At 55.7% G+C, this 26,249-nt stretch carries 26 protein-coding genes; 12 read left to right on the plus strand and 14 right to left on the minus strand.

Annotated elements, in window-relative coordinates; genetic code table 11:
• Nucleotides 1-4: 4 nt before the first annotated feature.
• The 5 genes from ABLV07_RS22765 to ABLV07_RS22785 all read right to left on the minus strand — a co-directional run bounded on the left by ABLV07_RS22765 (nucleotide 5) and on the right by ABLV07_RS22785 (nucleotide 4,373).
• A complete protein-coding gene (locus tag ABLV07_RS22765; RefSeq protein ID WP_015369890.1) occupies nucleotides 5-517 on the minus strand; it encodes a nuclear transport factor 2 family protein in 513 nt (170 codons plus the stop codon).
• A gap of 17 nt (nucleotides 518-534) precedes the next feature.
• Nucleotides 535-1,701: an acyl-CoA dehydrogenase family protein gene (locus tag ABLV07_RS22770; RefSeq protein ID WP_015369891.1), complete on the minus strand. Its 1,167-nt coding sequence runs from the start codon at nucleotides 1,699-1,701 to the stop codon at nucleotides 535-537.
• A gap of 39 nt (nucleotides 1,702-1,740) precedes the next feature.
• Nucleotides 1,741-2,886 carry an amidase family protein gene (locus ABLV07_RS22775; RefSeq protein ID WP_230250013.1) on the minus strand — a complete coding sequence of 382 codons (1,146 nt, stop codon included), beginning with the start codon at nucleotides 2,884-2,886 and terminating at the stop codon, nucleotides 1,741-1,743.
• 347 nt (nucleotides 2,887-3,233) lie between these two features.
• Nucleotides 3,234-3,704, minus strand: coding sequence for a MarR family transcriptional regulator (locus ABLV07_RS22780; RefSeq protein ID WP_058676403.1), 471 nt, complete (start codon nucleotides 3,702-3,704; stop codon nucleotides 3,234-3,236).
• Nucleotides 3,705-3,866: 162 nt separating this feature from the next.
• Nucleotides 3,867-4,373, minus strand: coding sequence for a MarR family transcriptional regulator (locus tag ABLV07_RS22785; protein WP_015369894.1), 507 nt, complete (start codon nucleotides 4,371-4,373; stop codon nucleotides 3,867-3,869).
• An 80-nt stretch (nucleotides 4,374-4,453) separates the two neighbouring features.
• On the opposite strand from ABLV07_RS22785, the gene ABLV07_RS22790 reads away from it, so the two are divergent.
• On the plus strand, nucleotides 4,454-5,320 hold the full coding sequence (locus tag ABLV07_RS22790) for an EamA family transporter (RefSeq protein ID WP_042897674.1): 867 nt from the start codon (nucleotides 4,454-4,456) through the stop codon (nucleotides 5,318-5,320).
• 112 nt (nucleotides 5,321-5,432) lie between these two features.
• Here the strand turns inward: ABLV07_RS22790 and ABLV07_RS22795 are convergent, their stop codons facing one another.
• Complete coding sequence (locus tag ABLV07_RS22795) at nucleotides 5,433-5,645, minus strand: YdgH/BhsA/McbA-like domain containing protein (protein WP_015369896.1); 213 nt, start codon at nucleotides 5,643-5,645, stop codon at nucleotides 5,433-5,435.
• Nucleotides 5,646-6,014: 369 nt separating this feature from the next.
• On the opposite strand from ABLV07_RS22795, the gene ABLV07_RS22800 reads away from it, so the two are divergent.
• Together ABLV07_RS22800 and ABLV07_RS22805 are read left to right on the plus strand one after the other, a co-directional pair.
• Nucleotides 6,015-6,332: an antibiotic biosynthesis monooxygenase gene (locus tag ABLV07_RS22800; protein ID WP_015369897.1), complete on the plus strand. Its 318-nt coding sequence runs from the start codon at nucleotides 6,015-6,017 to the stop codon at nucleotides 6,330-6,332.
• 21 nt (nucleotides 6,333-6,353) lie between these two features.
• Nucleotides 6,354-7,055, plus strand: coding sequence for a winged helix-turn-helix domain-containing protein (locus ABLV07_RS22805; protein ID WP_348853342.1), 702 nt, complete (start codon nucleotides 6,354-6,356; stop codon nucleotides 7,053-7,055).
• Nucleotides 7,056-7,076: 21 nt separating this feature from the next.
• On the opposite strand, the gene ABLV07_RS22810 is transcribed toward ABLV07_RS22805, so the two are convergent.
• The 5 genes from ABLV07_RS22810 to ABLV07_RS22830 all read right to left on the minus strand — a co-directional run bounded on the left by ABLV07_RS22810 (nucleotide 7,077) and on the right by ABLV07_RS22830 (nucleotide 11,584).
• Nucleotides 7,077-7,667 carry a helix-turn-helix transcriptional regulator gene (locus ABLV07_RS22810; protein WP_015703343.1) on the minus strand — a complete coding sequence of 197 codons (591 nt, stop codon included), beginning with the start codon at nucleotides 7,665-7,667 and terminating at the stop codon, nucleotides 7,077-7,079.
• Nucleotides 7,667-8,371, minus strand: a complete 705-nt coding sequence (locus ABLV07_RS22815) for a hypothetical protein (protein WP_015369900.1) — start codon at nucleotides 8,369-8,371, stop codon at nucleotides 7,667-7,669. Before ABLV07_RS22815 ends, ABLV07_RS22810 begins: the two co-directional genes overlap by 1 nt.
• Nucleotides 8,372-8,771: 400 nt before the next feature.
• Nucleotides 8,772-9,638, minus strand: a complete 867-nt coding sequence (locus tag ABLV07_RS22820) for an aldo/keto reductase family oxidoreductase (protein WP_348853343.1) — start codon at nucleotides 9,636-9,638, stop codon at nucleotides 8,772-8,774.
• Nucleotides 9,639-9,753: 115 nt separating this feature from the next.
• The gene (locus ABLV07_RS22825; protein ID WP_015369902.1) at nucleotides 9,754-10,983 is read right to left on the minus strand and encodes an amino acid permease; all 1,230 of its coding nucleotides are present in this window, start codon (nucleotides 10,981-10,983) and stop codon (nucleotides 9,754-9,756) included.
• Nucleotides 10,984-11,122: 139 nt separating this feature from the next.
• A complete protein-coding gene (locus tag ABLV07_RS22830) occupies nucleotides 11,123-11,584 on the minus strand; it encodes a multidrug/biocide efflux PACE transporter (RefSeq protein WP_108684073.1) in 462 nt (153 codons plus the stop codon).
• A 102-nt stretch (nucleotides 11,585-11,686) separates the two neighbouring features.
• On the opposite strand from ABLV07_RS22830, the gene ABLV07_RS22835 reads away from it, so the two are divergent.
• The 4 genes from ABLV07_RS22835 (at nucleotide 11,687) to ABLV07_RS22850 (ending at nucleotide 16,693) form a co-directional block, all read left to right on the plus strand.
• On the plus strand, nucleotides 11,687-12,562 hold the full coding sequence (locus tag ABLV07_RS22835) for a LysR family transcriptional regulator (RefSeq protein WP_045363499.1): 876 nt from the start codon (nucleotides 11,687-11,689) through the stop codon (nucleotides 12,560-12,562).
• Nucleotides 12,563-12,673: 111 nt separating this feature from the next.
• Complete coding sequence (locus tag ABLV07_RS22840) at nucleotides 12,674-13,852, plus strand: acetyl-CoA C-acetyltransferase (RefSeq protein ID WP_015369905.1); 1,179 nt, start codon at nucleotides 12,674-12,676, stop codon at nucleotides 13,850-13,852.
• Between the two features lie 366 nt (nucleotides 13,853-14,218).
• Nucleotides 14,219-14,980, plus strand: coding sequence for a 2-dehydro-3-deoxy-D-gluconate 5-dehydrogenase KduD (gene kduD, locus ABLV07_RS22845; protein ID WP_015703339.1), 762 nt, complete (start codon nucleotides 14,219-14,221; stop codon nucleotides 14,978-14,980).
• A 294-nt stretch (nucleotides 14,981-15,274) separates the two neighbouring features.
• Nucleotides 15,275-16,693 (plus strand): sugar porter family MFS transporter, encoded by a 1,419-nt coding sequence (locus tag ABLV07_RS22850; RefSeq protein ID WP_015369908.1) that lies wholly within the window; start codon nucleotides 15,275-15,277, stop codon nucleotides 16,691-16,693.
• On the opposite strand, the gene ABLV07_RS22855 is transcribed toward ABLV07_RS22850, so the two are convergent.
• A complete protein-coding gene (locus ABLV07_RS22855) occupies nucleotides 16,694-17,689 on the minus strand; it encodes a LacI family DNA-binding transcriptional regulator (RefSeq protein ID WP_042897666.1) in 996 nt (331 codons plus the stop codon).
• Between the two features lie 223 nt (nucleotides 17,690-17,912).
• Between ABLV07_RS22855 and ABLV07_RS22860 the strand changes: the two genes are divergently transcribed.
• The 4 genes from ABLV07_RS22860 (at nucleotide 17,913) to ABLV07_RS22875 (ending at nucleotide 22,840) form a co-directional block, all read left to right on the plus strand.
• Nucleotides 17,913-19,154 carry an MFS transporter gene (locus tag ABLV07_RS22860; RefSeq protein ID WP_015703337.1) on the plus strand — a complete coding sequence of 414 codons (1,242 nt, stop codon included), beginning with the start codon at nucleotides 17,913-17,915 and terminating at the stop codon, nucleotides 19,152-19,154.
• Nucleotides 19,155-19,172: 18 nt separating this feature from the next.
• Entirely contained in the window at nucleotides 19,173-20,603 is a 1,431-nt protein-coding gene (locus ABLV07_RS22865) for a glycoside hydrolase family 32 protein (protein WP_320896856.1), read from the plus strand.
• 109 nt (nucleotides 20,604-20,712) lie between these two features.
• Complete coding sequence (locus ABLV07_RS22870; RefSeq protein WP_049045432.1) at nucleotides 20,713-22,068, plus strand: carbohydrate porin; 1,356 nt, start codon at nucleotides 20,713-20,715, stop codon at nucleotides 22,066-22,068.
• A 79-nt stretch (nucleotides 22,069-22,147) separates the two neighbouring features.
• Complete coding sequence (locus tag ABLV07_RS22875) at nucleotides 22,148-22,840, plus strand: aspartate/glutamate racemase (protein WP_320896536.1); 693 nt, start codon at nucleotides 22,148-22,150, stop codon at nucleotides 22,838-22,840.
• Here ABLV07_RS22875 and ABLV07_RS22880 read toward each other — a convergent pair.
• A complete protein-coding gene (locus tag ABLV07_RS22880; protein ID WP_047055153.1) occupies nucleotides 22,827-23,753 on the minus strand; it encodes a LysR family transcriptional regulator in 927 nt (308 codons plus the stop codon). The genes ABLV07_RS22875 and ABLV07_RS22880 overlap by 14 nt on opposite strands.
• A 136-nt stretch (nucleotides 23,754-23,889) precedes the next feature.
• Here ABLV07_RS22880 and lysA point away from each other — a divergent pair, with 136 nt between their 5' ends.
• Complete coding sequence (gene lysA / locus ABLV07_RS22885; protein WP_015369915.1) at nucleotides 23,890-25,152, plus strand: diaminopimelate decarboxylase; 1,263 nt, start codon at nucleotides 23,890-23,892, stop codon at nucleotides 25,150-25,152.
• On the opposite strand, the gene ABLV07_RS22890 is transcribed toward lysA, so the two are convergent.
• Nucleotides 25,145-26,146 (minus strand): LacI family DNA-binding transcriptional regulator, encoded by a 1,002-nt coding sequence (locus ABLV07_RS22890; RefSeq protein WP_161798777.1) that lies wholly within the window; start codon nucleotides 26,144-26,146, stop codon nucleotides 25,145-25,147. The genes lysA and ABLV07_RS22890 overlap by 8 nt on opposite strands.
• Nucleotides 26,147-26,249 lie beyond the last annotated feature (103 nt).

The following is a 26,249-nucleotide window of genomic DNA, read 5'->3' on the forward strand; positions in this document are numbered from 1 at the left end:
TCTTTTAATGATCATCAGGCACCGGTAAATCGGCGAGCGAATGCCAGTCATCTACCGGGCGGCTAAATAAATTACGGGTGGTAAAATGATGAATTAACCACTGTTGATCTTGTTTAATAAATTCAATGACGAGCTCCGCGCTATTTAAATGCGAGCCGCCGCGGCGAAACGTTGAAGCCTGCAGCATTTTCCAGCGGCCGACCGCGCGGTTATTTTCGTCGACGCGAATATGCTCGGCCGTTAAATAATGTACGTTGATGGCGAAGTGTGACGGCTCGCTAATATAAGCGTTCATCATCCCGACGATCGCCGCTCTGCCGCAATGGCGCCCGAGCTTGTGTTGATATAATTCGCCGATGCCTTCCCAAATAGCCGTTTCGCTAAATAGCGCGCCAATTTGCCGGGCGGTATCCGGATGCGTCAGGTCATCACAGAGATGCATATACTGGCTGATGGCGTTACGGATCTGCACTACGGCTTCCAGCTTTTCCAGGCGTTGCAGCATTTCTTCATTCATTGCCGGCTCCGTATAACTCATAAATAGCCGGGCTGCGGCGAGTGGCCGAAGAACATATTGCCGGCGTTGATGTATGTCAGCTCGCCCATAAAGGCGTGCTGGGTGATCACCATGGAGTCGCGGGCATAGCGCTGAAGCGGGCTGCGCATCGATATGCCCGGCATCCCGGCCAGTTTCAGCGCGCGGGTGGTAACCGAAGCAGAGACGCGGGTAATGTGGGTGGAAGAGAGGCGCATGGCGTTAATCCGCTCTTCTCCCGGTTCATCGCCGCGCAGAATCGCTTGCCAGACATCGTCGATGGCGTCGTAGAACCAGCAGCGCGCCGAACGAAGATCCGCTTCGCAGTGAGCGATTTCCATCTGCGCGAATTGGCGATCCGCCAGGCACGGCGCGCCGGTGACCGAGCTCTGGCGTTCGGCAATGGCGTAAATTTCCGATAACGCCGCGCGGGCGATACCCAGCGCGACCACCGACAGCACCTGAGTGGCCAGCGACAGTACCGGATAGCGATACAGAGGGCCTTCGAGGTTAAGTTCACCGCCGCGAATAAAGGTCCATTCCTGCGGCACGAAGGCATTATTCAGCACTACGTCATGGCTGCCGGTACCGGAGAGGCCGACCGTATTCCAGACCGGATCGATGGTGAACTCCCCGGCGGGTAGTACCGCGATGCGCGGCAGCGGACGATCGCTGCCGTCATCGGTCAGAATGCCCACGCCGATAAGTTCGGCGCCGCTGCAGCCGCTGGCGAAGCTCCAGCGCCCGCTGACGCGGTAGCCGCCATCCTGAGTCGTCGCTTTTTGCGGCGGGAAGATCCCGCCGGCAAAGACAATATCCGGCCCGTGGCGGTAAAGCTCATCGAGACTGCTCGGCGGTAGGCCGCCAAGATAAAACGGATTCATGCCGAAACTCGCCACCCAGCCGGCGGATCCGTCCGCTGTTGAGAGCGTTTCAATTAACTGACAAAACTCCGCAGGTGATATTTCATCGCCGCCGTAGCGTTTTGGCACCAGCGCGCGATAAACACCGATCTTTTTAAAGCGGGAAATAATATCCGCCGGGATATATTTCTGCTGCTCGAACTCCTCGCTGCGCTTTTTAATATCTGCGAGTAATTCGGCAAACTCTATTGTCGTGGCGTGCAGGGTCTTTTCCGCACGCGAAGTTGCAGAGGGGTTTAACATGCGATTTAGCCTCTTCCAGTTAATGAAAGTACGGTTTTATTATTTTAATTTTTCCAGCAAATACTCAGCGTAATTAAGTAAATCAAACTCTTTATTTTTATTGGCGACTAATTGCAGAGCCACCGGGCGATGATTAATTTCGCCAAGCGGCAGGCTCAGGGCCGGGTGGCCGCTTAAATTAAATGGGCGCACCAGGCGAGTCAGGTTGACCACCTTGAGCGGATCCGCCGCTTCTTCCAGCGTTGGCGGGCATTCCGGGAGGGTCGGCAGCACAATCAGCGGGGTTTTCGCCAGTTGGGCATCCACCGCGGCGCTAAATTGCTGACGCACGCTTTCCGCAGCCTGCCGTTGCTGAGGGCCAATCTCCGCGCCGGCGTGGATCCGCCGGGCGACATCCGGCGCCAGGTTCGGCGCGTTGATGATGCTGTGAAACGCCAGCCAGTTTTCCTGGCTTATCACCGTAAGCCCGGCCTGATGCGCTTCGTTGAACCCCGGTAGTTCAGCGCGAGTCCATGCCAGCCCCGCCTGCTGCAGACGTGAGACGATCAGTTGCTCAATTTCTGGCGTTGCCGTGCCCGCCAGATAACTTATCGCGGGGGCGTCCCGGCGCGCAGGAGGCGCTGATTCCCCCAGCGCTTTTGCCAGCGCCTGACGCAATGTGGCGATATCGCGGGCGAATAGGCCGACGCAGTCGAGCGAACTTTCCGTCGGCATGACGCCAGCGCGGCTCAGACGGCCAAAGCTCGGCTTCAGGCCAACCACGCCGCAGCAGGCCGCGGGCATTCGCACCGAGCCGCCGGTGTCGGTGCCGACGGCGAAGTCGACTTCACCGGCCGCGACCACGGCGGCGGAGCCGCTGGACGAACCGCCGGGGATTAACTGCGGATAATGCGGATTGCGCGGCGTACCGCTATGCGGGTTGATGCCGGTGACGCCAAAGGCCAGCTCGTGCAGGGTGGTTTTGCCGCGCAGTTGGCAGCCGTTATCCAGCAGCGCCTCGACTACGGCGGCATGGCGAACGGCAGGAGGCGCATCCTGCAATACCGGGCTGCCGGCGCGGGTCGGAAAACCGGCAATATCGAGACTGTCTTTAACCGCAAACGTCAGCTCGCCTTCGCCAAGGGTGAAGCGCGAGATAAACCCGGATTCTGCGTTTTCTGCCTCTGTACGATGTTCAGTAACCATGTTTCACATCTCCGTGAGGGGGATAATTACCGCGCGAAATGACTAAAAAACGACCCGCTGGCGTTTGAGGTAATCTTGTCAGTAAAACTTGAAATTTCAAGTAATTTGTCACCTGTTTTTTACATCGTAATTGACGATAAGATGATGCTATGAAAGAGAGGTTGTTTTTTAACTCATTGATTTAAATCATTAAACATTGGTGTTTAAATTTTAATCTCTTGAAGGGCGTCACAAAAATAAATGAAAAATATAAGTTAAAAAAATGATAAAAAAGTGTGCGAAAAACGCAGGGGAGGGTAAAACAAAATGAATAACCATTTATAGTAAATGGTTATTTTTGCAGAGGATCAGTCATCGAGGTTGTGCAGAATGAGCGCCAGCACCTGATTCATCTTTTTTTCCTGGGCCGGGGTGACGCCCTTGAAGGCTTTAGCAAACACGGTTTCCGCTAATGCCCGGGCTTCGGCAACCTTGGCTTCACCGGCGGCGGTGAGTTCCGCTTCGGTGACCCGGCCATCGCTGACGCTAACGTGGGTCGTGAGCAGGCCATCATCGCGCAGACGGCCAACAATTTTGGTCACCGTCGGCATCTTACTAACGGCATATTCGGTGATCCGCGAAATACTGGCGCGGTGGTATTGGTGCACCAGCATCAGTACGCGGAAGCGGGAAAGGTCGATGTTGATTTTTTTGAGCTCGATTTCCATTAATTGGGTATAACGGGCGTAAACGTTAACCACCCAGAAGAAGGGGAACTCTTCTTTATGAAAGCGGCTTTCGTGGCTCTCTGGCGGGGTCGAAGAGTGAGTCTTATCCACAAGCATCTCCTTGCCTGATGACGATAGAATGTGCAGATGGTATGCGCATTTAGCGGTTATTGCAAAACGCGGTACTGCGAAAACCATGCGCTATGATGCCGGGAGGATGGCCTCTTTGTGAGCCGCGCGTTGTTCATCGTAGCAACCGCCTGTCGCCGGAGGTCACTCATTCTCCAGCAGACGCATAAATACCCGTAGCGCTTCGTCTAACTGCTGAAGTTGGGGGGCGGAAAGCCCCGCCAGCAGTTGCTGCTCATTCGCCACGTGGGTGGCAACCGCCTCATCGATCAGCGCTCGTCCCTCTGGCGTTAACGCGACCAGCATGCTGCGGGCATCCTGAGGATTTGCTAAGCGGGTAATCAACCCTCGTTTTTCCAGCGCCTTGAGGCGATGGGTCATCGTGCCGGAGGTAATCATCAGTGTCGAAAAGAGCTGGGTCGGCGACAGCACGAATGGCTCGCCGGCGCGGCGCAGCGTCGCCAGCATGTCGAACTCCCAACGTACCAGCCCATGTTTAACAAACGCCGCCTCCACCCGCGGCTCCAGCAGCATGGCGCAGCGCTTGAGGCGGCCAATCGGCCCCATTGGGCTGCAATCCAGATCCGGGCGCTCGCGCTGCCATTGGGCGAGAATGCGGTCAACGGCATCCGTTGGCGGTAATTTGTCCATGTGTGCTCACTTGTCTTGATATCAAGATATTTATCGATACATACTTGCTGCACAATTTAACTTGATATGAAGATAAAATCATGGCCTTTTTTACTCGTCATCTGGCGGTCGATCTGCTGCTGACCGCGCTGGCTCCCGCCATCTGGGGAACCACTTATATCGTCACTTCGCAATTCTTGCCGCCGGACCGTCCTTTTATCGCCGCGCTGTTGCGCGTGTTGCCCGCCGGGATTGCGTTGTTACTGTGGAGCCGCCAGTTTCCGCAGCGCGGTGAGTGGTGGAAGCTGATCATTACCGGAATATTAAATATCGGCGCCTTTCAGGCGCTGCTGTTTATCGCCGCCTACCGCCTGCCCGGCGGGCTGGCGGCGGTGATCGGCGCGATTCAGCCGCTGCTGGTGATGCTGCTGGCCTGGTGCGTGGATCGCCAGCGTTCGCCGTGGCTGGCGGTGGTTTCCGCCTGCGCCGGGATCATCGGTATGGCGATGTTGCTGCTTTCTCCGCGCACGGTGCTGGATTCGTTAGGTATCGGCGCCGCTTTTCTTGGCGCCGTCAGTATGGCGCTGGGCACCTGGCTGTCGCGGCGCTGGGCGCTATCGTTGCCGGTTGTGGCGATGACCGGCTGGCAATTGTTGATAGGCGGGATCGTGTTACTGCCCATCGCGCTGCTGGTGGACCCGCCGTTGCACAATATCACTCCATTACAGGTTGCGGGTTATGTCTGGCTGTGTGTGGCCGGAGCGATGCTGGCGTATGGATTATGGTTTCGCGGTATCAGCCGATTATCGCCGGTGGCGGTATCGGCAATGAGCCTGCTAAGTCCGGTGACGGCGGTGCTGCTGGGGTGGATCTTTCTCGGGCAGAAAATTGAGGGGATGGCGCTGGCGGGCCTTATTGTGGTACTGGCGAGTGTGCTCTCTATTCAGCGCGCGCTGGCGAAACGTTGACGTGAAAAAGCCCCATAAAGGGGCTCGACATTGCCGTGTTTTTTTACGTGGCGGGAGCCAGACCAGCCGTCCTGAGACGACCTGTCCGGCAGCTCCCTCTGCGACCATTCGGTTATTTAGACAGTTCCGCCGTCATGTGTACCTGATTACCGGTATAGGCTTCGGTAATGTGGTAAGAGGCGCCCTGATCTTTAGCGATAGCAGCGATTTTTGCTTCTGCGTTGTCCAGGGTATCAGAGGTCACGCTCACCGGGTGAGCCGCGAAGCTTGCGAAAGAAACCAGAGACAGCATACCAGCAGCAGCAAGTAATTTTACGTTTTTCATGGTGTTTATCCTTTTAACTTTTATGGTGGAAAGCGTTGTGCTTTCGATGGGTTTATAATAAGTCTGCTAACTATAACGTACGTTGCAAAAAGTGCGATTTAGATCACATTTTTATGACGGTTTGATGAATGTAAATGGGATTTTTATTGAAAAAAACTTTGAAAACAGAATGTTATATCTCATCTTCGAGAGTGCTTATTTCCGTTGACCCGCGTTTAGGTCTCAACAGAATTTCGCCTGGTATTGATTGTGTGAATGGTTTGGTGGTTTTTTGGCTTGTTGTGACCGCGATACTTCGCCCGCTGGCGAAGCATTGCTAACCATCGGCGCGCTACAGTGCGGCTTCATTCATTGCTGGAGGAAAAAACCATGATTGCGGTACTCTTTGAAGCACAGGTCACGCCAGCGCAGCAGGAACGATACCTCGCGCTGGCGGCGCAGTTGAAACCGCTGCTGGAAACCATCGACGGCTTTATCGCCATCGAGCGTTTTCAAAGCCTCAGTGCGCCGGGAAAGATTTTGTCGCTGTCGTGGTGGCGGGACGAACAGGCGGTTGCAGCCTGGAAGCGCAATATTTGTCATCAGGCGGCGCAGCGGGAAGGGCGGGAGTCTATCTTTGCTGATTATCAGATTCGCGTGGCGCAGGTGTTGCGTGAATACCAGATGCAGAGTTCGCATTCTGCGTAACCAATATTAAGCGGAGGCAGTATGTTGCACCCTGCGGTTGTCATTGATGATGACGAAGCGCTGGCCGTCGCGATGGCGGCGGTTGCCTCGGCGATGGCTGACCCTTCACGAGTGAAAATACTCTGCGCGTTAATGGATGGCCGGGCATGGACGGCGACTGAGCTCTCCGGCGCGGCGGATATTTCGCCGTCGACCGCCAGTGCTCACCTTAGCCGTCTGGTCAATAGTCGCTTACTGATCTGCCTGGCGCAAGGGCGACATCGCTACTATCGGCTGGCGGGCGGCGATGTCGCCGGATTGCTGGAAAATATGATGACCATGGCGGGCAAAAGCACAGTGCCGCTGACCACGCGAACGCCGGGAACGCTGCGTATGGCGCGTACCTGCTACGATCATCTGGCGGGTGAAGTGGCCGTCGCCATCTATGATTTTCTGCAGCAGCAAGCGTGGCTCACGGCAAATGGCACCGCGCTTACCGCGGCGGGGGAGGCGCATTTCGCCCGCTTAGGTATTACGTGCGATAGCGGATCCCGCCGCAAAGTATGCTGCGCCTGCCTCGACTGGAGCGAGCGCCGTTTTCATCTGGGCGGTGCCGCGGGCGCTGCCCTGCTGCAGTGGGGCGTGCAAAAAGGTTGGTTTATGCCGGTCCCGGGCTATCGCGAAGTGACAATCAGCGAGCCTGGGAAGCGAGCGCTGCGTCAGCACTTTGGCCTGGCGCTGTAGACCCGGCGGCAGGATAGCCGTTCAGCAGTGATTCATATTGACGATTTGCTTATGCATCACCTGCGAGCTATTCATTCCCAGCTTTTTCATAATGTGAATGCGGTGGCTGTGTACCGTCTTATGATCGATATTCAGCAGCGAGGCAATTCGCTTGTTGTTATTGCAGGCGATAATAAGTTCCAGTACCTGCAGCTCTCTGGCGGTCAGCTTTCGCTGCGTGCGCAAATACCGGGTCTGCGGAGTTTCATCCTGCGTTCTGGTAATTGCCGAAAATGCGTCTAAAGAAGATTTTTCCGTCAGGATTAACAGGTTTTCCAGATCGATTAATTCCCGGCACAGATTGGCGATATCGCTTTTTACCATCAATACCAACAGTGTACAGCGCGAGAAATGAAAGCGCAGTTTGTTGAGTAATACGACCGTATCGGCGGCGGATATATCCTTGTGGATCATATTGAAGATCACCGTCTCAGCCAGGGGCGCGACGCCCCCTTGCACGATGTCCTGATAACTGGCCTGGGTGATATCCTGGTGAATATCGCTCAGATAATCATGAATAGATTGGCCAATGATATTGTCGTCAGTGTACAGCAAGATATTGTTCAAGGGCATTAAACTCTCTTCTTACGCTTGGCTTCCAGAATCAAATCGATCAGCGTTTTTTCTATTTTCTTCCTGTCATCGCTGCGGCGGAACTTAAACTGGCAGGAAATCTGATAGTAGTTTTCCGGACTCTTTTCTTCGCTATCCAGCGTGACCATCGCCACGTTCTTGATAATCAGATCAACGGTGATTTCGCCATATTCAGCCAGAGACAGAATGGCGTTTTTCAGCGTTGAGTTGTTGGCAAGGAATTTCAGATTTGGACTTTGCGCAATCAGCGCGCAGCCACCATCTGAAATATCTTTGATATCAAAAGCATAGTTTTCGCCATTTTTATGGCGCCCATGACAAAAGAAATCATTCTCATCGCGTAAACGAAATCGCGGATCTCGTCGTCTTTGTACAACCTGGATGCATTCCGGTAACGCAAATGCCACCTTATTGCTATTCTCCGCGCCGCCAGCGGAATTCTTCTGCCGCTGGGAGGTGAACTCGATCTTTCCTGAATCACTATGCAGAATAAATTTGAATTTATTCCCCGCAGGGATTTTGCTATCGCTCTGGATATGGAATTCGGCAAAATCTACACGCGCAATCTGAGTACTGATGCTTTTGTTATTAAAGAAAATTTCTATCTCTGTTTGCTTTCTCTGTTCCTCTCTGAAAATAGCAATGATTTCATACTTACTGGTTTTTATCGTTCCCTCTATCATGGGTAATCCTTGTTGAATCGTTACTGTGCATAGTTAATTTTTTTTACAGCAATAGCGACATACTGATTATGTTAACCAGATGTTTTTGTGAACGTTCGATGATATTGACTATCTTTGTAGCCAAATTGATTTGTATAAACGTCGAAGCCGATATTGTTTTTTCCTGTAATCAAGAGTGTTAACAAAAACCATGGAACAATACAAACGACAACAGCCTCCCAATTAGGAGGCCTAAGAAATAACGTAACTCAATGCAATTTATAAGGTTATTTCCTCGACGAGGAATCAGCATAACCCGATTTGTAGGATATATAGTGCCAGCAGAGATGGCCTAATTCCAGCTTAATATTAAGGGGATAGCCCTTCACGGCAAACGCCGTAAAGGGGGGAGTTGACGCCATCAACCGCTGATGCTATCCAGCTTCGCCAGTGCTCCGGCGGGGAGGGTAAGCGTTGCAGCGGCGAGATTTTCCCGTAAATGCGCCACCGATGAGGTGCCCGGAATCAGCAAAATATTCGGCGAGCGCTGCAGTAACCACGCCAGCGCCACCTGCATCGGCGTGGCGTCGAGCATGGCGGCAACCTCGTTAAGTTCTTGCGCCTGTAGCGGCATAAAACCGCCCAGCGGGAAGAACGGCACGTAGGCGATGTTTTGCTGCGCCAGCGCGTCGATTAACGCGTCGTCACCGCGGTTAGCGATGTTGTACTGGTTTTGCACGCAGACGATGGGCGTCAGCTTCTGCGCATCGTCAACCTGTCTGGCGGTGACGTTACTCAGACCGATGTGACGAATCAGACCGCGGGCTTTTAGTTCCAGTAAGGTCGTTAGCGGTTCCTCCAGCGAACCCTCCACCGGGCCGTGGGTGCCGAGCATGCTGCGCAGATTGACCACCTCCAGCCTCTCCAGGCCGAGGTTACGCAGGTTATCTTCGACGGCCTGGGTGAGTTCCGCCGGCGACATCGCCGGTAGCCAATTGCCTTTCTCATCGCGGCGGGCGCTGACCTTGGTGACGATACACAAGTCGTCGCTATAGGGATGCAGCGCCTGACGAATCAGCTGATTGGTGATATGCGGGCCGTAGAAATCTGAGGTATCGATATGATTCACCCCGGCGGCGACGGCTTCTTGCAGAACGCGAATGGCGGCGTCGGGATCTTTTGGCGGCCCGAACACGCCGGGGCCGGCGAGCTGCATGGCGCCGTATCCAAGCCGGTAAACCTGACGGTCGCCTAAGGTCATGACCCCGGATAATGTTACGCTGGACATAATGACTCCCTCCGATGATAGGCAAGGAGTAAGTGTAATCCCGTCAGGGAGAAGCGATGGGCGAGAATGTTGGCAGAACGTGCGGCGACGCTGAAGGCGTCGCCGCGAGAGCGATTTAACTGAAGAACATCACCGAGACGCAGAGCAGGCCGACGATTAAGGTAATGAGATTACCCAGCGAACGGTAGGGCTTGAGCGCCGGAATGATATACGTCGACAACGTCGGCATGATGAACAGAATCATGGCGATAAGCGGGCCGCTGATGGCGTAAATCATCGAGATGGCGTTCGGATTGATAAAGCAGACGATAAAGGTCAGCGCCGAGACCAGCATAATCGACATGGCGCGGTTAAAGGCGCGGCTCTTACGAATGCCGAGCTGGCCGAGCGAGGTTTTAACGATTTCGCTGGCGCCTTCGATCACCCCAAAATAGGTGCCGAGGAACGATTTCGACATCGCGACCACCGCGACGATAATGCCGGTCACTGCAAGCCAGCCCGGCGCGCCCGGCGCCATGGAGAGCGCAGAGAGAATCGTCACCCCTTCATTACGCGCGGCTTCGATGTACGGCAGCGGAATGGACAGCAGGCAACTGAAGACAAAAAACAGCACGCTGGCGCAGATGATGGTGTAGGCCACCTTCATGATTTTTTTGCATTTACCCATGGCCAGCTCACCATATTTCTCCTGCTGATCGATAGCGAAGGTCGAAATAATCGGCGTATGGCTAAAAGCGAAAACCATCACGGGAATCGAGATCCAGATTTGGTGCCAGGTCTTTGCGTTCAGCTGCATCTGACTGGTGAGGTGTTCCGGTTGCCAGCTGCCAATCAGGTAGATGGAGAGGAACAGGAAACAGCCAATCAGCGGGAAGACGAGGAATCCCATCACTTTGATGGTCATATGACGCCCCATCAGGAAGATCAGATTCAGTACCAGCACCACGGCGAGGCTCAGCAGAGCGCGTACGCCAGGAGTCATCGCCACGTGTCTCGCCAGTTGTTCAGCCAGCGAATTAGTGATTGCCACGGCGTAGATCAGGATCACTACGAAGAAGGCGAGAAAGTACAGGCTGGTGATCAGATTGCCGACTTTTTTGCCGTAGTAATGATTGACCGCGCCGGTGATCCCTTCACCGGCCGCCACTTTGGCCGACAGGATGAATTGACACAGCGCTTTGTGCGGCCAGTAGGTTAACGGCCAGGCAACCAAAGCGGTAAGGAACAGCACGATGGCGCCGGCCGAACCGAGTTGAATCGGCAGGAATAGGGTGCCGGCGCCTACGGCAGTGCCATATAGAGCAAAACTCCATAGAGTTTCTTCTTTAGACCAAATTTTAGACATTATGCGAATTTATCAACCGTATAACCCAAAAAAAGGAGTGCAATTTACCACATTTATGAATCGTTTGCGGTGATAGTTTTCGGCGATAAATAAACCTGCGGATCGCCAAAGGGTTAGGCGATCCGCGCGATCGAGAACGTTAACTATTCGGCAGACTCTGCGGCTGGCGATACTTCAGGACGCGCACGCGCAGCGTATCCCACGCCCAGTTAAAGAACATGGTGTAGGGCAGGAAGAACAGCATAAAGCCGATTTCCAGCATAAATGCCTGCACCAGCGACACGTCAAGCACCAGCGCGACGACGGTGACGCCGATGATGATAAAGCCGCACTCAAAGCCGATGGCGTGCAGCGCGCGCACCCGCAGCGTACGCGCCAGGCGTGAAACCGGCCACAGACGGTCGAAGGCGGCGTTATAGATCAGGTTCCAGACCATCGCCATGGTGGCGAGCAAAATGGCCAAGCCGCCCATTTCGACCACCGATCGCTGCATTAACCAGGCCGCGGTCGGGGCCAGAATTAACGTGGCGAGGCCTTCAAAGCTCACCGCGTGGAGTACGCGTTCAAGTAGCGTCTTATGTTGCAGGTTATTGGTTTTCATTTTGGGATACCTCTTGTTAGTTCTGTCATCCAGATTTACCCGGCATTTTATGGAAAAATGTGATAAACAAAAGATAGATTCCATCGATAAAGTAGATAGGTTATGCACTATTCTCCCGAAGCTCTCACCGCCTTTGTAGAAGCCGCCGCCAGCGGTTCGTTCTCCGCCGCCGCCCGGCGGATGCGTAAAAGCCAGTCCACCATCAGTACCGCGATTTCGAATCTTGAAACCGACCTGGGGTTGACTCTCTTCGATCGTTCCACTCGCCAGCCGACGCTAACCGCGCAGGGCGAGCAGGTGCTGGGCTATGTGAAAGCAATACTGGCCGCCAGTTCGCGGCTGGATGAGCTCGCCAGTTCGTTATCCGGCAATACCGAACCGCGGCTGACCTTCGTCTTGTCGGATACCCTGCACCCGGATGTACTGGAGGATTTGCTGGAACAGTTCGATCGGCGTTTTCCGCATACCGAGTTTGAATGTCTGATTGGCGAAGATGAAGACGTGGTAGATCTGCTGCAAAAAGAGCGCGCTCAGGTGGGGCTTATCGAAGCCAGGGACAGCTATCCGATGGAGATCGGCAGCATGCGCCTGCCGTTGCAAACGGCGATGGGGATTTATGTTGCGCCGGGGCATCCGCTGGCCGGTCAGGGGCGGGTTTTCTGGGATGATCTGCACGGCTGGCGTGAACTGCGGCTTAGCACTTATCTTGAGAGTGCGCCGGATCCCTCGCGCGGTCAGGTATGGTCGGCGCCCAACTATTTGCTGCTGCTGAGTATGGCAGTGCAGGGCTTTGGCTGGTGTATTTTGCCCTGCGCGCTGGTGGAAGAGTTCGCCGGTAGCGGCAAGCTTAAAGCGTTGAATATCGCCGGCTGGCCGCGGTCGATCTCGGTGGATCTGCTATGGAACAAGCGTACGCCGCTGGGGGAAGCGGGCAGCTGGCTGCGCCAACATCTTGAAGGGCAAGGCCGCGAGTTGTGACGGCGAACTTTGTGAACCGCCTCACTTTTTTTAAACAATTGCGAAATTTTTTGATAACAATTCTCTACTATAACGGCATCTATTGATGGTTCTTTGCGCAGAAGGTAAAGGATGAAAGATGTCGTGATCGTCGGCGCGTTGCGTACGCCTATCGGCTGTTTTCAGGGAACGCTGGCGCGTCACTCGGCGGTGGAATTGGGCAGCGTGGTGGTGAAGGCGTTAGTCGAGCGGAGCGGAATCGATCCGCAGTGCATTGATGAAGTGATCCTCGGTCAGGTGTTGACCGCGGGCACCGGGCAGAATCCGGCGCGTCAGTCGGCGATCCGCGGCGGGCTGCCGAATACCGTTTCGGCGATCACCATCAACGACGTTTGCGGCTCCGGGCTGAAAGCGCTGCACCTGGCGACTCAGGCTATCCAGTGCGGCGAAGCGGATGTGGTGATTGCCGGCGGTCAGGAAAACATGAGCCGCGCGCCGCATGTGCTTACCGATAGCCGAACCGGCGCGCAGCTGGGCAATAGCCAGCTTATCGACAGCCTGGTGCATGATGGGCTGTGGGACGCTTTCAATGATTACCATATGGGCGTAACGGCGGAAAATCTGGCGCGGGAGTATGGGATCAGCCGTGAACTACAGGACGCCTGGGCGCTTAGCTCGCAGCAAAAAGCGCGGCGGGCGATAGACTCCGGGCGGTTTCGCGATGAAATCGTGCCGGTCGCCACCGAGCATAACGGCAGTCAACGGCTGGTGGATACCGACGAGCAGCCGCGGATGGATGCCAGCGCTGAAGGGTTAGCCAGCCTGATGCCCACCTTCGACCAGCTTGGGTCGGTGACCGCGGGTAATGCATCGAGTATTAACGATGGCGCGGCGGCGGTAATGATGATGAGCGAATCAAAGGCCCAGGAGCTGGGGCTACCGATTCTGGCGCGCATTCGCGCCTTCGCCAGCGTCGGCGTCGATCCGGCGCTAATGGGTATTGCCCCGGTACATGCTACCCGGCGCTGCCTTGAGCGCGCGGGCTGGCAGCTGGATGAGGTTGACTTAATCGAAGCTAATGAAGCTTTTGCCGCCCAGGCGATCTCCGTTGGCAGAGTGCTGGAGTGGGATGAACGGCGGGTTAACGTAAACGGCGGGGCTATCGCCCTGGGCCATCCGATTGGCGCGTCCGGCTGCCGTATTCTGGTGTCGCTGGTACATGAAATGATCAAGCGCGATGCGCGTAAAGGGCTCGCGACGCTGTGTATCGGCGGCGGTCAGGGCGTTGCGCTGGCGGTGGAGCGCGCATAATACGATCTCGCGCCGTCTTCGGCGCGATGTCCAACTTCCTCGCCGATCTTCTTTTCTTCGTTTTTCTCTCCGATTTTCTCTCTTCGCGGTTATTTTTCAAAGATAACCTAACTTACTGTATTTATAGCTTTTGTAAAGGTTGCTAGCTCCTGGCGATGTGATCCGTTTTGCGTTTTTATCATTTTTAATCATAAAAAATGAAACGTTGTTTTAATTGTCGTTGAAAATGATTTTTCAGCGGTCTACTATGTGACCATCAGCAAAACGGAACTCTGTTTTATTTTTATGATGGGGATGCCCCAGGAGTTCTTCTTAGCCTCAGAACCTTGCCTGTGGTGAGCAGGCCGTGAAAGAAAGGAACCAGATATGATTCTTGATGCATTCTCTCTTCAGGGGAAAGTCGCGGTAGTGACCGGCTGCGACACCGGTTTAGGCCAGGGCATGGCGGTTGGGCTGGCGGAAGCGGGCTGCGATATCGTCGGTATTAATATCGTTGAGCCAACGGAAACCATCGAGCGCGTTACCGCGCTGGGGCGTCGTTTTTTGAGCCTCACCGCCGACCTGCGGCAGATAGATGGTATTCCGCAGTTGCTTGAGCGCGCGGTGGCGGAATTTGGCCACATCGATATTCTGGTCAATAACGCGGGGCTAATCCGCCGTCAGGATGCTATCGAATTCAGCGAGAAGGACTGGGATGACGTGATGAACCTGAACATCAAAAGCGTCTTTTTCATGTCTCAGGCCGCGGCGAAGCACTTCATCGCTCAGGGTAACGGCGGCAAGATCATCAATATTGCCTCCATGCTGTCGTTCCAGGGCGGGATCCGCGTGCCGTCCTACACCGCCTCGAAAAGTGGCGTCATGGGCGTAACTCGCCTGCTGGCCAATGAATGGGCAAAGCATAATATCAATGTTAACGCCATTGCCCCCGGCTACATGGCAACCAACAATACCCAGCAGTTACGCGCCGATGAACAGCGCAGCGCGGAAATTCTCGACCGTATTCCGGCCGGCCGCTGGGGCCTGCCGAGCGATTTAATGGGGCCGGTGGTGTTTCTCGCCTCCAGCGCATCCGATTACATCAACGGCTACACTGTGGCGGTAGATGGCGGTTGGCTGGCGCGCTAACAGACATAGTCGAACAACCCGCCAACCGGCGGGTTGTTTTCTGAACAATGATCGTCCATATCATGAGGTTTAAATAATCCATACTCGTTAGTAATGGAAAATAAAATACTCGCCATTCATCAGGGTTGTTTTGACGATCGGACAGCATTTTTTGCATAAGATAAAGTTTAATGTCCATCACAAAAACAATGCTGCCAGCCGTTTTATCCATATCTTCGCCATCTCCCGCCTGACACCTTAGCCCTGCGATCCCGTACTTTCACTGCACGCATACTCTGTTGAGGCAGGAAAAAAATGACTTCATTGACCACCGATCCGGGTTTACTCCCCAATGCGCAGCGCAACACCCGGCGCATGAACCAGTTTGTCTCCATTGCCGCCGCGGTGGCGGGTTTGTTATTCGGCCTTGATATCGGCGTGATTGCCGGGGCGCTACCTTTCATCACCGATCATTTCGTTTTATCCAGCCGTCTGCAGGAGTGGGTGGTCAGCAGTATGATGCTTGGCGCGGCGATTGGCGCGCTGTTCAACGGCTGGCTCTCTTTCCGTCTTGGCCGTAAATACAGTTTGATGGTTGGCGCGGTGCTATTTGTGGCGGGCTCTATCGGCTCGGCATTCGCCACCAGCGTCGAGATGCTGCTGGCTGCGCGTATTGTCCTTGGCGTCGCCGTCGGTATCGCCTCTTATACCGCGCCGCTCTATCTTTCTGAAATGGCAAGCGAAAACGTTCGCGGCAAGATGATCAGCATGTATCAGTTGATGGTCACCCTTGGCATCGTGCTGGCCTTCTTATCCGATACCGCCTTCAGCTACAGCGGCAACTGGCGGGCGATGCTTGGCGTGCTGGCGCTGCCGGCGGTATTGCTGATTATCCTGGTGGTGTTCCTGCCTAACAGTCCGCGCTGGCTGGCGGAAAAAGGCCGCCATATCGAGGCCGAAGAAGTGCTGCGCATGCTGCGCGATACCTCGGAAAAGGCGCGCGATGAGCTGAATGAAATCCGCGAAAGCCTGAAGCTCAAGCAGGGCGGCTGGGCGCTGTTCAAAGTGAACCGCAACGTGCGTCGGGCGGTATTCCTTGGCATGTTATTGCAGGCGATGCAGCAGTTTACCGGCATGAATATCATCATGTATTACGCGCCGCGGATCTTCAAAATGGCCGGCTTTACCACCACCGAGCAGCAGATGATCGCCACGCTGGTGGTCGGCCTGACCTTCATGTTCGCCACCTTTATCGCGGTGTTTACCGTTGATAAGGCCGGGCGTAAACCGGCATTGAAAATCGGCTTTAGCGTGATGGCGTTGGGCACCCTGGTGCTGGGCTACTGCCTGATGCAGTTTGATAACGGTACCGCCGGCAGCGGCCTCTCCTGGCTATCGGTGGGAATGACCATGATGTGTATTGCCGGATACGCGATGAGCGCCGCGCCGGTGGTGTGGATCCTCTGCTCTGAGATCCAGCCGCTAAAATGCCGCGACTTCGGCATCACCTGTTCGACCACCACCAACTGGGTGTCGAACATGATTATTGGCGCGACCTTCCTGACGCTGCTGGACGCGATTGGCGCGGCAGGCACGTTCTGGCTCTATACCGCGCTGAACGTGGCGTTTATCGGCGTGACCTTCTGGCTGATCCCGGAAACCAAAAACGTGACGCTTGAACATATCGAACGCAAGCTGATGTCCGGGGAAAAGCTGCGTAACATCGGCAACTGATCACACGGATTCGCGCGGCAGCCACGGGCTGGGAACCTTAATGGTATCCCGATGGCTGTCGCTGTTAATAATATGCAGGGCGCTCAGGCGGCCAATTTCATAATGCGGTAACTGCACCGTTGACAGCGGCGGCAGGAACAGATCGCCAATCCCCACCATGTTGTCATAACCCACCACCGCCACATCTTCAGGGATTCGCAAGCCCTGCGCCAGCAACGTCTGGTAGACCATAAAAGCGATACGATCGTTACCGCACACTACGGAATCAAACCGCGGTTTACCCTGATCAATATGGGCCAGCAGCTGGCCGGGAATATCGCGATAGTGTTCGTCACCGTAGGTCATATAGCAGTGATCGAGCGTATCCGGATCGACCTGCGCCTCGCGGCAGGCGCGTTCCATCCCCTGTCGGCGGCGTATCGTCGCCAGATGCCTGGCCGGAAGATGCAAACAGAGCGGGCGGCGATAGCCGGCGGCCAGCAGCGCTTTCACCGCGTCGTACTGGCCTTGCTCATCGTCCGGAATATAGCTGGCGACGTTCTCGTTCAGGCTTTCGCAGTTGGCCAGCACGCAGGGCAGCGTCAACAATTTCGCCGGTAGCGGAACCTGGCGTAGCCCCATGGTGGTGTAAATGATGCCGTCCGGGCGGTGGGAAAGCAGCAGGTCAAGGATGGCATCTGGATTGTCATCCGAGAACATGTTAACCACAAAGCTGTTCCAGCCGTGGGCCCGCGCCGTCTCTTCGATAGAGAGCGTTATCTCTACCGAGAATGGGGTGGTCACCGTGTCCAGCGCCAGTACGCCGATGGTGCTTGGGGTTGCCCGGGCGCCGCGAATTTTCTTCGCCGACAGGTCGGGGACGTAATTGGTCTGTTCGATAGCCGCCTGTACGCGGGCGAGCGTTTCCGCCTTCAGGCGCTCCGGGCTGTTCAGCGCGCGGGATACCGTCATCAGTGAGACGTTGGCTAGCTTCGCTACATCTTTCAGGGATGCCATGGTGATTACTCCGGTATACAACTAAGTCGCTGATGTAAAAGGATCATACGATAGTCTATCCCAGCCTGATGGTGAAGCATGGCGAGGAATAGTTGATCGCGATCTCATCTCCATTATGTTAACGTTAACTTTTGTGATTAACATCATGAATCGTCACAAAACCAGATGAGAGTTGTTTTTTGTTAACGTTACCATTTGCGCATTACTCCAACACGAGAATGTCATGATGAAGATGCATCACTCTCACAGCTACCCCTTACTCAGTGCCTTACTGTTTTTCTTTTTTGTTACCTGGTCTTCTTCCGGCTCGCTGCTTTCCATCTGGCTACATCAGGAAGTGGGGCTGAAAGCCGGGGATACCGGCATTATCTACGCGGTGCTGTCGGTCTCGGCGCTATTCGCCCAGATTTGCTACGGCTTTATCCAGGATAAACTGGGGCTGCGCAAAAATTTACTCTGGTATATCACCGTCTTACTGATCCTTTCCGGCCCGGCCTATCTGCTGTTTGGCTATCTGCTGAAAATCAACGTGCTGCTCGGCAGTATTTTTGGCGGCATCTATATCGGCCTGACCTTTAACGGCGGCATTGGCGTGCTGGAGTCCTATACCGAGCGCGTAGCGCGGCAAAGCCAGTTTGAATTCGGCAAAGCGCGGATGTGGGGATCGCTGGGCTGGGCGGTGGCGACCTTTTTCGCTGGGCTGCTGTTCAACATTAACCCACAACTGAACTTCGCCGTCGCCAGCTGTTCTGGTCTGGTTTTCTTCATGCTGCTGGCGCGGCTTAAGGTCTCTTCAGCGCCGCACGCCATGCAGGAGGCGGTCAGTGGCGGTAAAGTCACGCTGGAAGACGCGCTGCGCCTGCTGACGCTGCCGCGCTTTTGGGCGCTGGTGTTTTTCGTCGTTGGCACCTGTATTTACGGCGTTTACGACCAGCAGTTTCCGGTCTACTTCTCCTCGCAGTTCGCCACGCTCCATGAAGGGAACGCCATGTATGGCTATCTCAACTCCTTCCAGGTGTTCCTCGAAGCGGCGGGAATGTTCTGCGCCCCGTGGCTGGTCAATCGCATCGGCGCGAAAAACGGCCTGATCTTCGCCGGCATGGTGATGGCGATGCGCATGGTGGCCTCCGGGCTGGTGGAAGGCCCTGTACTGATCTCGATTACGAAACTGCTGCACGCCGTGGAATTGCCGGTGCTGCTGGTGTCCATCTTCAAATACAACAGCCTGAACTTTGATAAACGCCTTTCTTCCACCCTGTACCTGGTTGGTTTCGCCTGCACCAGTTCGGTCATCGCCACCGTACTGTCGCCGCTGGCGGGCTATAGCTATGAAAAATACGGCTTCGCCGACTCCTATCTGATCATGGGACTGCTGGTGTTCTGCACCACCTTCATCTCCATCTTCCTGCTGCGATCCAATAAGGCCTCTTCGGATTCGCTCATGTCGCAGCCATCCACTATCTGACTGAAAAGAGAAATGAATATGATCTATTCCATTAGTAACGCGGAGCGGGAACTGCAGGCGAAAAGCGTGGATCTCAACCCGCGCTGGTATCCGCGTTATCACCTGGCGGCCCGTGCCGGCTGGATCAACGACCCCAACGGACTGGTATGGTTCGACGGCTGGTACCACGCGTTTTATCAGCACCATCCGTATTCAAACCAGTGGGGGCCGATGCACTGGGGCCACGCGCGCAGCAAGGACCTTGTGCATTGGGAACACCTGCCGGTGGCGCTGGCGCCGGAAGGGCCGGAAGATAAAGACGGCTGTTTTTCCGGCTCGGCGGTGGTTGATGGCGATACGCTGGCACTCATCTACACCGGCCATAAATTTCATGGCGATCCCGCGGATGAAAATAACCTGTACCAGGTGCAGTGCCTGGCGACCAGCCGCGACGGCATCCATTTTGAGCGCCAGGGGATGGTTATCGATACCCCGCCGGGGATGCACCATTTTCGCGACCCGAAAGTATGGCGTGAAGGTGAAAGCTGGTACATGGTGGTCGGCGCGCGGGTAGACGACGTCGGCCAGGTGCGGTTGTACCGTTCTGACGACCTGAGCCACTGGCAGGACGCCGGTATTCTTGCCCAGGCCGAAGCGGGGATGGGCTACATGTGGGAGTGCCCGGATTTCTTTGAACTCGATGGCAAGCGGGTGCTGATGTTCTCGCCGCAGGGGATGGCCGCGGACGGCTTTGCCCGGCGCAATTTATTCCAGAGCGGCTATCTGCTGGGGGACTGGCAGCCGGGGCAACCTTTTGTCCGCGAAGAGGCGTTTGTCGAACTCGACAGCGGTCACGATTTCTATGCGCCGCAAAGTTTCCTCACCCCCGATGGCCGGCGGATTGTGATCGGCTGGCTGGATATGTGGGAGTCGCCGTTGCCGGAGCAGCAGGACGGTTGGGCCGGCATGCTGTCGCTGCCGCGTGAGTTAAGCCTCGGCGCGAATAATCGGTTATTGATGCGTCCGGCAAAAGAGGTGGAAGGCCTGCGCCGCGACTGGTTCCCGTGGCCGGTCAGTTCGTTGAAGAATCAGCAACTGACGATGGTAGAGCATTGTGAAACCATGGAGGTCAATCTGCATTGGGATATGGCCAATAGCGGCGCCGAGCAATACGGTTTGAGCTTAGGCGAAGGGCTGAAGGTATATGTCGACAATCAGATGCAGCGTCTGGTGCTGGAGCGTCGCTATCCGCAATATGGTTTGTGCGGCACGCGTAGCGTTCCGTTACCAGCCGGTTCGGCGCTGAAGCTGCGGCTATTTTTCGATAGCTCATCCGTCGAGGTTTTCGTCAATGACGGAGAAGCCTGCCTCAGCAGCCGTATTTATCCTGATACCCGGTGCCGGGAATTAGCTTTATTTTCCTGGAGCGGTAGCGCGGCATTAATTGATGGCGGAGCATGGAATCTCTAATTAAATAGTAATTAACCAGAATAACCCGTTAGCAATCGCCGGCGGGTTATTTAATATTCACCAAAATAATAAAACAATACCTTTAATATATAATAAGCAGGGTCTAACGATGAATAAAATCTGGGTTGGATGTCTTATCTCGTCTTTATTTATTCCCGCCGCCGACGCGCAGCAAACGCTTTCTCTTGAGGAGCGTCTGGCGCAGATGGAGCAGCGCTTAAAAGCCACCGAGCAGCGGGCAGAGAATGCCGAAGCGGAAATTCGCGAATTGAAGCATCAGGAGCGCTCGATGGCTAAAAGCAGTGCACCTGCGCCCGCGACGGTTGCCGCGCCCGCGCTGGCGGTGAATAAAGATGTCGATTTAAAATTTTACGGTGATGTTGAATTTAATATGGATGGCGCCAGTCGAACCGGCAGCCTGACCTCGGTAAAAACCAGCGCGAATAAGAACTGGGCGCCGGGGGATAAAGAGCGCTGGGATATTAATGGGCGTATTTTGTTAGGATTCGATGGTTTACGTAAAGGCGCTAATGGGAAATACTCCGGCTTTAGCGTACAACCGCTGGCGGATATGACCGGAAAAATGAATCTTGATGATGCCGTATTTTTCTTTGGTCAGGAAAATGATTGGAAAATAAAAGTCGGGCGCTTTGAAGCCTACGATATGTTCCCGCTGAATCAGGATACGTTTATTGAATATTCTGGTAATACCGCCAACGATCTCTATAGCGACGGTTACGGTTATATCTACATGATGAAAGAGGGGCGCGGGCGTAGCAGCAGCGGCGGTAATTTCCTGCTGAGCAAATACCTCGATAACTGGTACTTTGAGCTCAACACGCTGGTGGAAGACGGTAGCTCGCTGTTTGTCGATCAAAACTACCACGGCAACGCGCTCGAAAATCATAAAAACGTGGTCTATGTGCGGCCGGTGGCGGCCTGGCAGTCCGGGCCGTGGTCAGTGGCGGCGGCGGTAGAGAGCAACCTGGTGAATAATGCCTATGGTTATCAAAACCAGAACGGACGCTGGGTCGATCAGTCCAGCCGTACCGGCTACGGTCTGACCATGAGCTGGAATACGCTGAAAACCGATGCCGAGGATGGCATGGTGGTGAACCTCAGCACCGCTTATCTGGACGCGGCGGATGAAGAGGATTTCAGCGCCGGTATCAACGCGCTGTGGCATCGCGTCGAGCTGGGATATATCTACGCGCACAATAAAATTGACCAGTTTAATATGGCAGGGGTCAGCGGCGAGTGCGATGGCGACTGCGCGATTCTGACGCCGGGCCGCTATGACATCCACACGATCCATGCCTCCTGGCAACTGCCGAATATCATGGATATGCCGAACTTTAATATTTACCTCGGCGCCTATGCCTCATGGCTGGATTCGTCGGCCCAGCAGAGCGGGAACGACGACGAACGCTACGGCGCGCGCGTGCGCTTTAAATATTTCTTCTGATGGGGTCGCCGCCCAACAGCAACAGTGGAAAGTTATCGGCAGGTTTGCTTCACTGGAGCAAACCATAAAGGAGCAGATAATGAAAACCATCGGCCTGCTGGGCGGCATGAGCTGGGAATCCACCATTCCCTATTACCGGTTAATCAATGAAGGCATTAAAGCGCGGCTCGGCGGCCTGCATTCCGCCAGCCTGTTGCTACATAGTGTTGATTTTCATGAGATTGAAGCCTGCCAGTCGGCAGGGGAGTGGGATCGCGCCGGCGAGATCCTCGCCGCGGCGGCGCTGGGGCTACAGCAGGCCGGCGCCGAGGGCATCGTGCTGTGCACCAACACCATGCATAAGGTGGCTGATGCGATTGAAGCCCGCTGCGAGGTGCCGTTCCTGCATATCGCCGACGCCACCGGACGGGCTATCAGCGCTAAAGGCCAGCGTCGGGTCGCGCTATTGGGCACCCGCTACACCATGGAGCAGGATTTTTATCGCGGCCGTCTACAGCAGCAGTTTGCCATTGAGACGCTGATCCCGCAGGCCGAAGATCGGGCGCGCATCAATCAAATTATTTTTGATGAGCTCTGCCTCGGCACCTTTAGCGACGCCTCGCGCGACTATTATCTGCAGGTCATCGAGGCGCTGGCGGCACAGGGGGCGCAAGGCGTTATCTTCGGCTGCACTGAAATCGGCCTGCTGGTACCGGAAACGAGTAGTCTGCTGCCGGTATTTGATACCGCGGCGATCCATGCCGCCGACGCGGTGGAATTTATGCTCTCTTAAGTACCGCCGCCAGCGGCTGTTCGATACGCGGCAGGCTGGTTTGCAGATGCTGGACAAAGGCGTCGACCAGCGCGGAACCGGGGCGATGTAGTGGGCGGATGAGGCTGACGGTAAAGGGCACATCGACGCTGAAGCGCCGCACCACCACGCCGCTCTCAGCGTAGTCGAGGGCGGTGAGCGGGTTAACCACCGAAATGCCCGCACCAGCGCGCACCAGCGCGCAGATCGACGCCGCGCTGTGGGTTTCAACCACCATCCGTCGTTTCACCTGGTGCTCCATAAACAGCGCATCAAGCAGCTGACGATAGCTGTCGGTGCGCGACAGGCTGATATAGTTTTCACCGTGGAAGTCGGCGGGGGTGAGTTCGGTTTTAACGGCCAGCGGGTGATTTTGTGGCAGCACACAGACTTCATTTAAGGTCAGCAGCGGCGTGCGCTCGGTGCCGGCCGGCGTATGCAGCGTTTCCGTTAACCCCAAATCATGGCGCTGGGCGGACAGCCACTCCTCCAGCAGCGGCGACTCCTGCGGCACGATCTGCAGGCTGAGGTCCGGATAGCGCGCGAGGAACGGCTGCAGCAGCAGCGGCAGAAATGACTGCGAAAAGACCGGCAGGCAGGCTACCGACAACTCTCCCTGGCGGAATTCGCGCAGGCTCTCCGCGGCGCTAACGATGCGATCCAACCCGTACCACGAGCGCTGTACTTCTTCAAACAGTCGCAGCCCCTGCACCGTCGGCTGCAGACGGCCGCGGGCGCGCTCAAACAGCTTTAAGCCCAGCACTTTCTCAAAACGCGCCAGTTCACGGCTGACCGTCGGCTGCGAGGTATGCAGCATCCGCGCCGCTTCGGTTAGGTTGCCGGTGGTCATCACCGCGTGGAAAATCTCAATATGGCGTAAGTTGACGGCAGGCATGGGCGGTTCCCGGTTAGCATCAGATAGCCATATCATTTTTGCATAGACTCGCGATAAAACGATATTTTTTATTCTCTCCCCGCTGTGGCGTAATCGGAAAAAACATCGACAAACACACGTACGCACCGGAGTCCTTATGCCACGCTCGCTAAACGCCACCGATACCGATCTGACCGCCGACAATCTACTGCGCCTGCCCGCTGAGTTCGGCTGCCCGGTATGGGTCTATGACGCGCAGATTATCCGCCGCCAGATTGCCCAACTTAGCCAGTTTGACGTGGTGCGTTTTGCGCAGAAGGCCTGCTCCAATATTCATATTCTGCGTCTGATGCGCGAGCAGGGCGTGAAGGTGGATTCGGTGTCGCTTGGCGAGATCGAACGCGCGCTGGCGGCAGGTTACGATCCCGTGCAGCATCCGGACGATATCGTCTTTACCGCCGATCTGATCGATCGTGCGACCCTTGAGCGGGTGAAAGCATTACAGATCCCAGTGAATGCCGGATCTGTGGATATGCTTAGCCAACTGGGCGAAGTCTCGCCGGGTCACCGCGTCTGGCTACGGGTCAACCCGGGATTTGGTCATGGCCACAGCCAGAAGACCAATACCGGCGGCGAAAACAGCAAACACGGTATCTGGTTCAGCCAGCTGCCGCAGGCGCTGGAGGTGATTCGCCGCCATTCGCTGCAGCTGGTCGGCATCCATATGCATATCGGCTCCGGCGTTGATTACGGCCATCTTGAGCAAGTATGCGGCGCGATGGTGCGCCAGGTGGTGGAGTTTGGTCAGGATCTGCAGGCGATCTCAGCCGGCGGCGGTTTATCGATCCCCTATCACGAAGGCGAAGAGGCGATCGATACCGATCACTACTTTGGCCTGTGGAATGCGGCGCGCGAGCAGATCGCCAAACATCTGGGGCATCCGGTAAAGCTGGAGATCGAACCGGGGCGTTTCCTGGTGGCGGAGTCCGGCGTGCTGGTATCGCAGGTGCGTAGCGTGAAAGAGATGGGCAGCCGCCACTTCGTGCTGATCGACGCCGGCTTTAACGATCTGATGCGCCCGGCCATGTACGGCAGCTATCATCATATTACCGCGCTGGCGGCGGACGGGCGCGACCTGAGCGGCGAACCGCAGCTGGAAACCGTGGTCGCGGGGCCGCTGTGCGAATCCGGCGACGTCTTTACCCAACAGGAGGGCGGTAAAGTGGAAACTCGCCTGCTGCCGGCGGTGGCGCCGGGCGATTACCTGGTGCTGCACGACACCGGCGCGTACGGCGCATCGATGTCTTCAAACTACAACAGCCGCCCGCTACTACCGGAAGTGCTGTTTGATAACGGCAGCGCGCGCCTGATTCGCCGTCGCCAGACCATTGAAGAACTGCTGGCGCTGGAGCTTATTTAAAGAATGGCCCCGTCGTCACCGATTCACGCAGTACCAGCGTACCGGTGAACGGCGGGATGGTTTCGATCGGCTGTTCGTTGGCGAGCTTAATCGCCTGGTCGATGGCGGTGGTGATCATATTGTCGATAGGCAGGTAGACCGTCGATAATCCGGGCTCCAGCCACTTCGCGCTGGGGGCGTCGTCAAAGCCGAAGAGCGATACGTCCTGCGGAATGCGCAGCCCCGCCTGATGCAGCGCTTTCGAGGCGCCCAACGCCATATCATCGTTACAGGAGAACAGCGCGCTAAACGGCGTTTTCTCTTCTAATAATTCCCGACACAGCTCATAACCGCGGGTCATCGTTGAATCGCCGTACTTGACCCGCGCCGGTTCCCACGCAATTCCGTGCTTTTCCAGGGCGCTGCGGTAGCCCGCCAGGCGCGCTTTACCCGTTGGGGTATGCATCGGCACGGTCAGGCAGGCGATATCGCGATGCCCCTGGGAGATCAGATAGTCGACGGCCTGAAACGCCGCTTCCTGCTGTTCGAAGAACACGCAGCGTTCCCGCGCCTGGCTAACGTCGCGGTTAATCACCACCAGCGGCGTTTCAATGGTCTCGATAAGCGACATGATTTTCTGTTCGCTCATATGGCGGGTGTAGAGCACGATGGCGTCGCACTGACGGTCGGCCAACATTTGTACCGCTTCTTCTTCCCGTTCGGGCGCATCGTGGCCGTCGGTGACGATAAGCTGTTTGCCCCAGGCTTCCGTTTGGCGCGACGCCTGTTGCAGCAAGCGGCCAAAGTAAAAACCGTCGAATGTCGATACCACCAGTCCAATGCTGTTGCTGGTGCGATTCGCCAGCGAGCGGGCGAGAAAATTAGGCCGGTAGCCCAGCTCTTCCATCGCTTTGAAGACCTGTTGACGGGTACTCTCTTTTACCTGACCTGTGCCGTTCAACACGCGGGAAACCGTCGCTTTCGAGACGCCTGCGCGTATTGAGACATCCAGCATTGTTGCCATTCGTCGATTCCTGATAACCGGTGATAGGGCGCAGTTTACCACAGTCATTCAGAGGGATATGAGCCTGACGACGGCAAAGACTATCGCGATCACG

The organism is Klebsiella sp. CN_Kp097, from assembly GCF_040064495.1.
GTDB classification, from domain to species: Bacteria; Pseudomonadota; Gammaproteobacteria; order Enterobacterales; family Enterobacteriaceae; genus Klebsiella; species Klebsiella aerogenes.

Coding starts and splice junctions, on each gene's coding strand:
- ABLV07_RS22765 (WP_015369890.1), bottom strand. CDS start 517: ATGAATGAAGAAATGCTGCAACGCCTGGAAAAGCTGGAAGCCGTAGTG.
- ABLV07_RS22770 (WP_015369891.1), bottom strand. CDS start 1,701: ATGTTAAACCCCTCTGCAACTTCGCGTGCGGAAAAGACCCTGCACGCC.
- ABLV07_RS22775 (WP_230250013.1), bottom strand. CDS start 2,886: ATGGTTACTGAACATCGTACAGAGGCAGAAAACGCAGAATCCGGGTTT.
- ABLV07_RS22785 (WP_015369894.1), bottom strand. CDS start 4,373: ATGGACAAATTACCGCCAACGGATGCCGTTGACCGCATTCTCGCCCAA.
- ABLV07_RS22790 (WP_042897674.1), top strand. CDS start 4,454: ATGGCCTTTTTTACTCGTCATCTGGCGGTCGATCTGCTGCTGACCGCG.
- ABLV07_RS22795 (WP_015369896.1), bottom strand. CDS start 5,645: ATGAAAAACGTAAAATTACTTGCTGCTGCTGGTATGCTGTCTCTGGTT.
- ABLV07_RS22800 (WP_015369897.1), top strand. CDS start 6,015: ATGATTGCGGTACTCTTTGAAGCACAGGTCACGCCAGCGCAGCAGGAA.
- ABLV07_RS22805 (WP_348853342.1), top strand. CDS start 6,354: ATGTTGCACCCTGCGGTTGTCATTGATGATGACGAAGCGCTGGCCGTC.
- ABLV07_RS22810 (WP_015703343.1), bottom strand. CDS start 7,667: ATGCCCTTGAACAATATCTTGCTGTACACTGACGACAATATCATTGGC.
- ABLV07_RS22815 (WP_015369900.1), bottom strand. CDS start 8,371: ATGATAGAGGGAACGATAAAAACCAGTAAGTATGAAATCATTGCTATT.
- ABLV07_RS22820 (WP_348853343.1), bottom strand. CDS start 9,638: ATGTCCAGCGTAACATTATCCGGGGTCATGACCTTAGGCGACCGTCAG.
- ABLV07_RS22825 (WP_015369902.1), bottom strand. CDS start 10,983: ATGTCTAAAATTTGGTCTAAAGAAGAAACTCTATGGAGTTTTGCTCTA.
- ABLV07_RS22830 (WP_108684073.1), bottom strand. CDS start 11,584: ATGAAAACCAATAACCTGCAACATAAGACGCTACTTGAACGCGTACTC.
- ABLV07_RS22835 (WP_045363499.1), top strand. CDS start 11,687: ATGCACTATTCTCCCGAAGCTCTCACCGCCTTTGTAGAAGCCGCCGCC.
- ABLV07_RS22840 (WP_015369905.1), top strand. CDS start 12,674: ATGAAAGATGTCGTGATCGTCGGCGCGTTGCGTACGCCTATCGGCTGT.
- kduD (WP_015703339.1), top strand. CDS start 14,219: ATGATTCTTGATGCATTCTCTCTTCAGGGGAAAGTCGCGGTAGTGACC.
- ABLV07_RS22850 (WP_015369908.1), top strand. CDS start 15,275: ATGACTTCATTGACCACCGATCCGGGTTTACTCCCCAATGCGCAGCGC.
- ABLV07_RS22855 (WP_042897666.1), bottom strand. CDS start 17,689: ATGGCATCCCTGAAAGATGTAGCGAAGCTAGCCAACGTCTCACTGATG.
- ABLV07_RS22860 (WP_015703337.1), top strand. CDS start 17,913: ATGATGAAGATGCATCACTCTCACAGCTACCCCTTACTCAGTGCCTTA.
- ABLV07_RS22865 (WP_320896856.1), top strand. CDS start 19,173: ATGATCTATTCCATTAGTAACGCGGAGCGGGAACTGCAGGCGAAAAGC.
- ABLV07_RS22870 (WP_049045432.1), top strand. CDS start 20,713: ATGAATAAAATCTGGGTTGGATGTCTTATCTCGTCTTTATTTATTCCC.
- ABLV07_RS22875 (WP_320896536.1), top strand. CDS start 22,148: ATGAAAACCATCGGCCTGCTGGGCGGCATGAGCTGGGAATCCACCATT.
- ABLV07_RS22880 (WP_047055153.1), bottom strand. CDS start 23,753: ATGCCTGCCGTCAACTTACGCCATATTGAGATTTTCCACGCGGTGATG.
- lysA (WP_015369915.1), top strand. CDS start 23,890: ATGCCACGCTCGCTAAACGCCACCGATACCGATCTGACCGCCGACAAT.
- ABLV07_RS22890 (WP_161798777.1), bottom strand. CDS start 26,146: ATGCTGGATGTCTCAATACGCGCAGGCGTCTCGAAAGCGACGGTTTCC.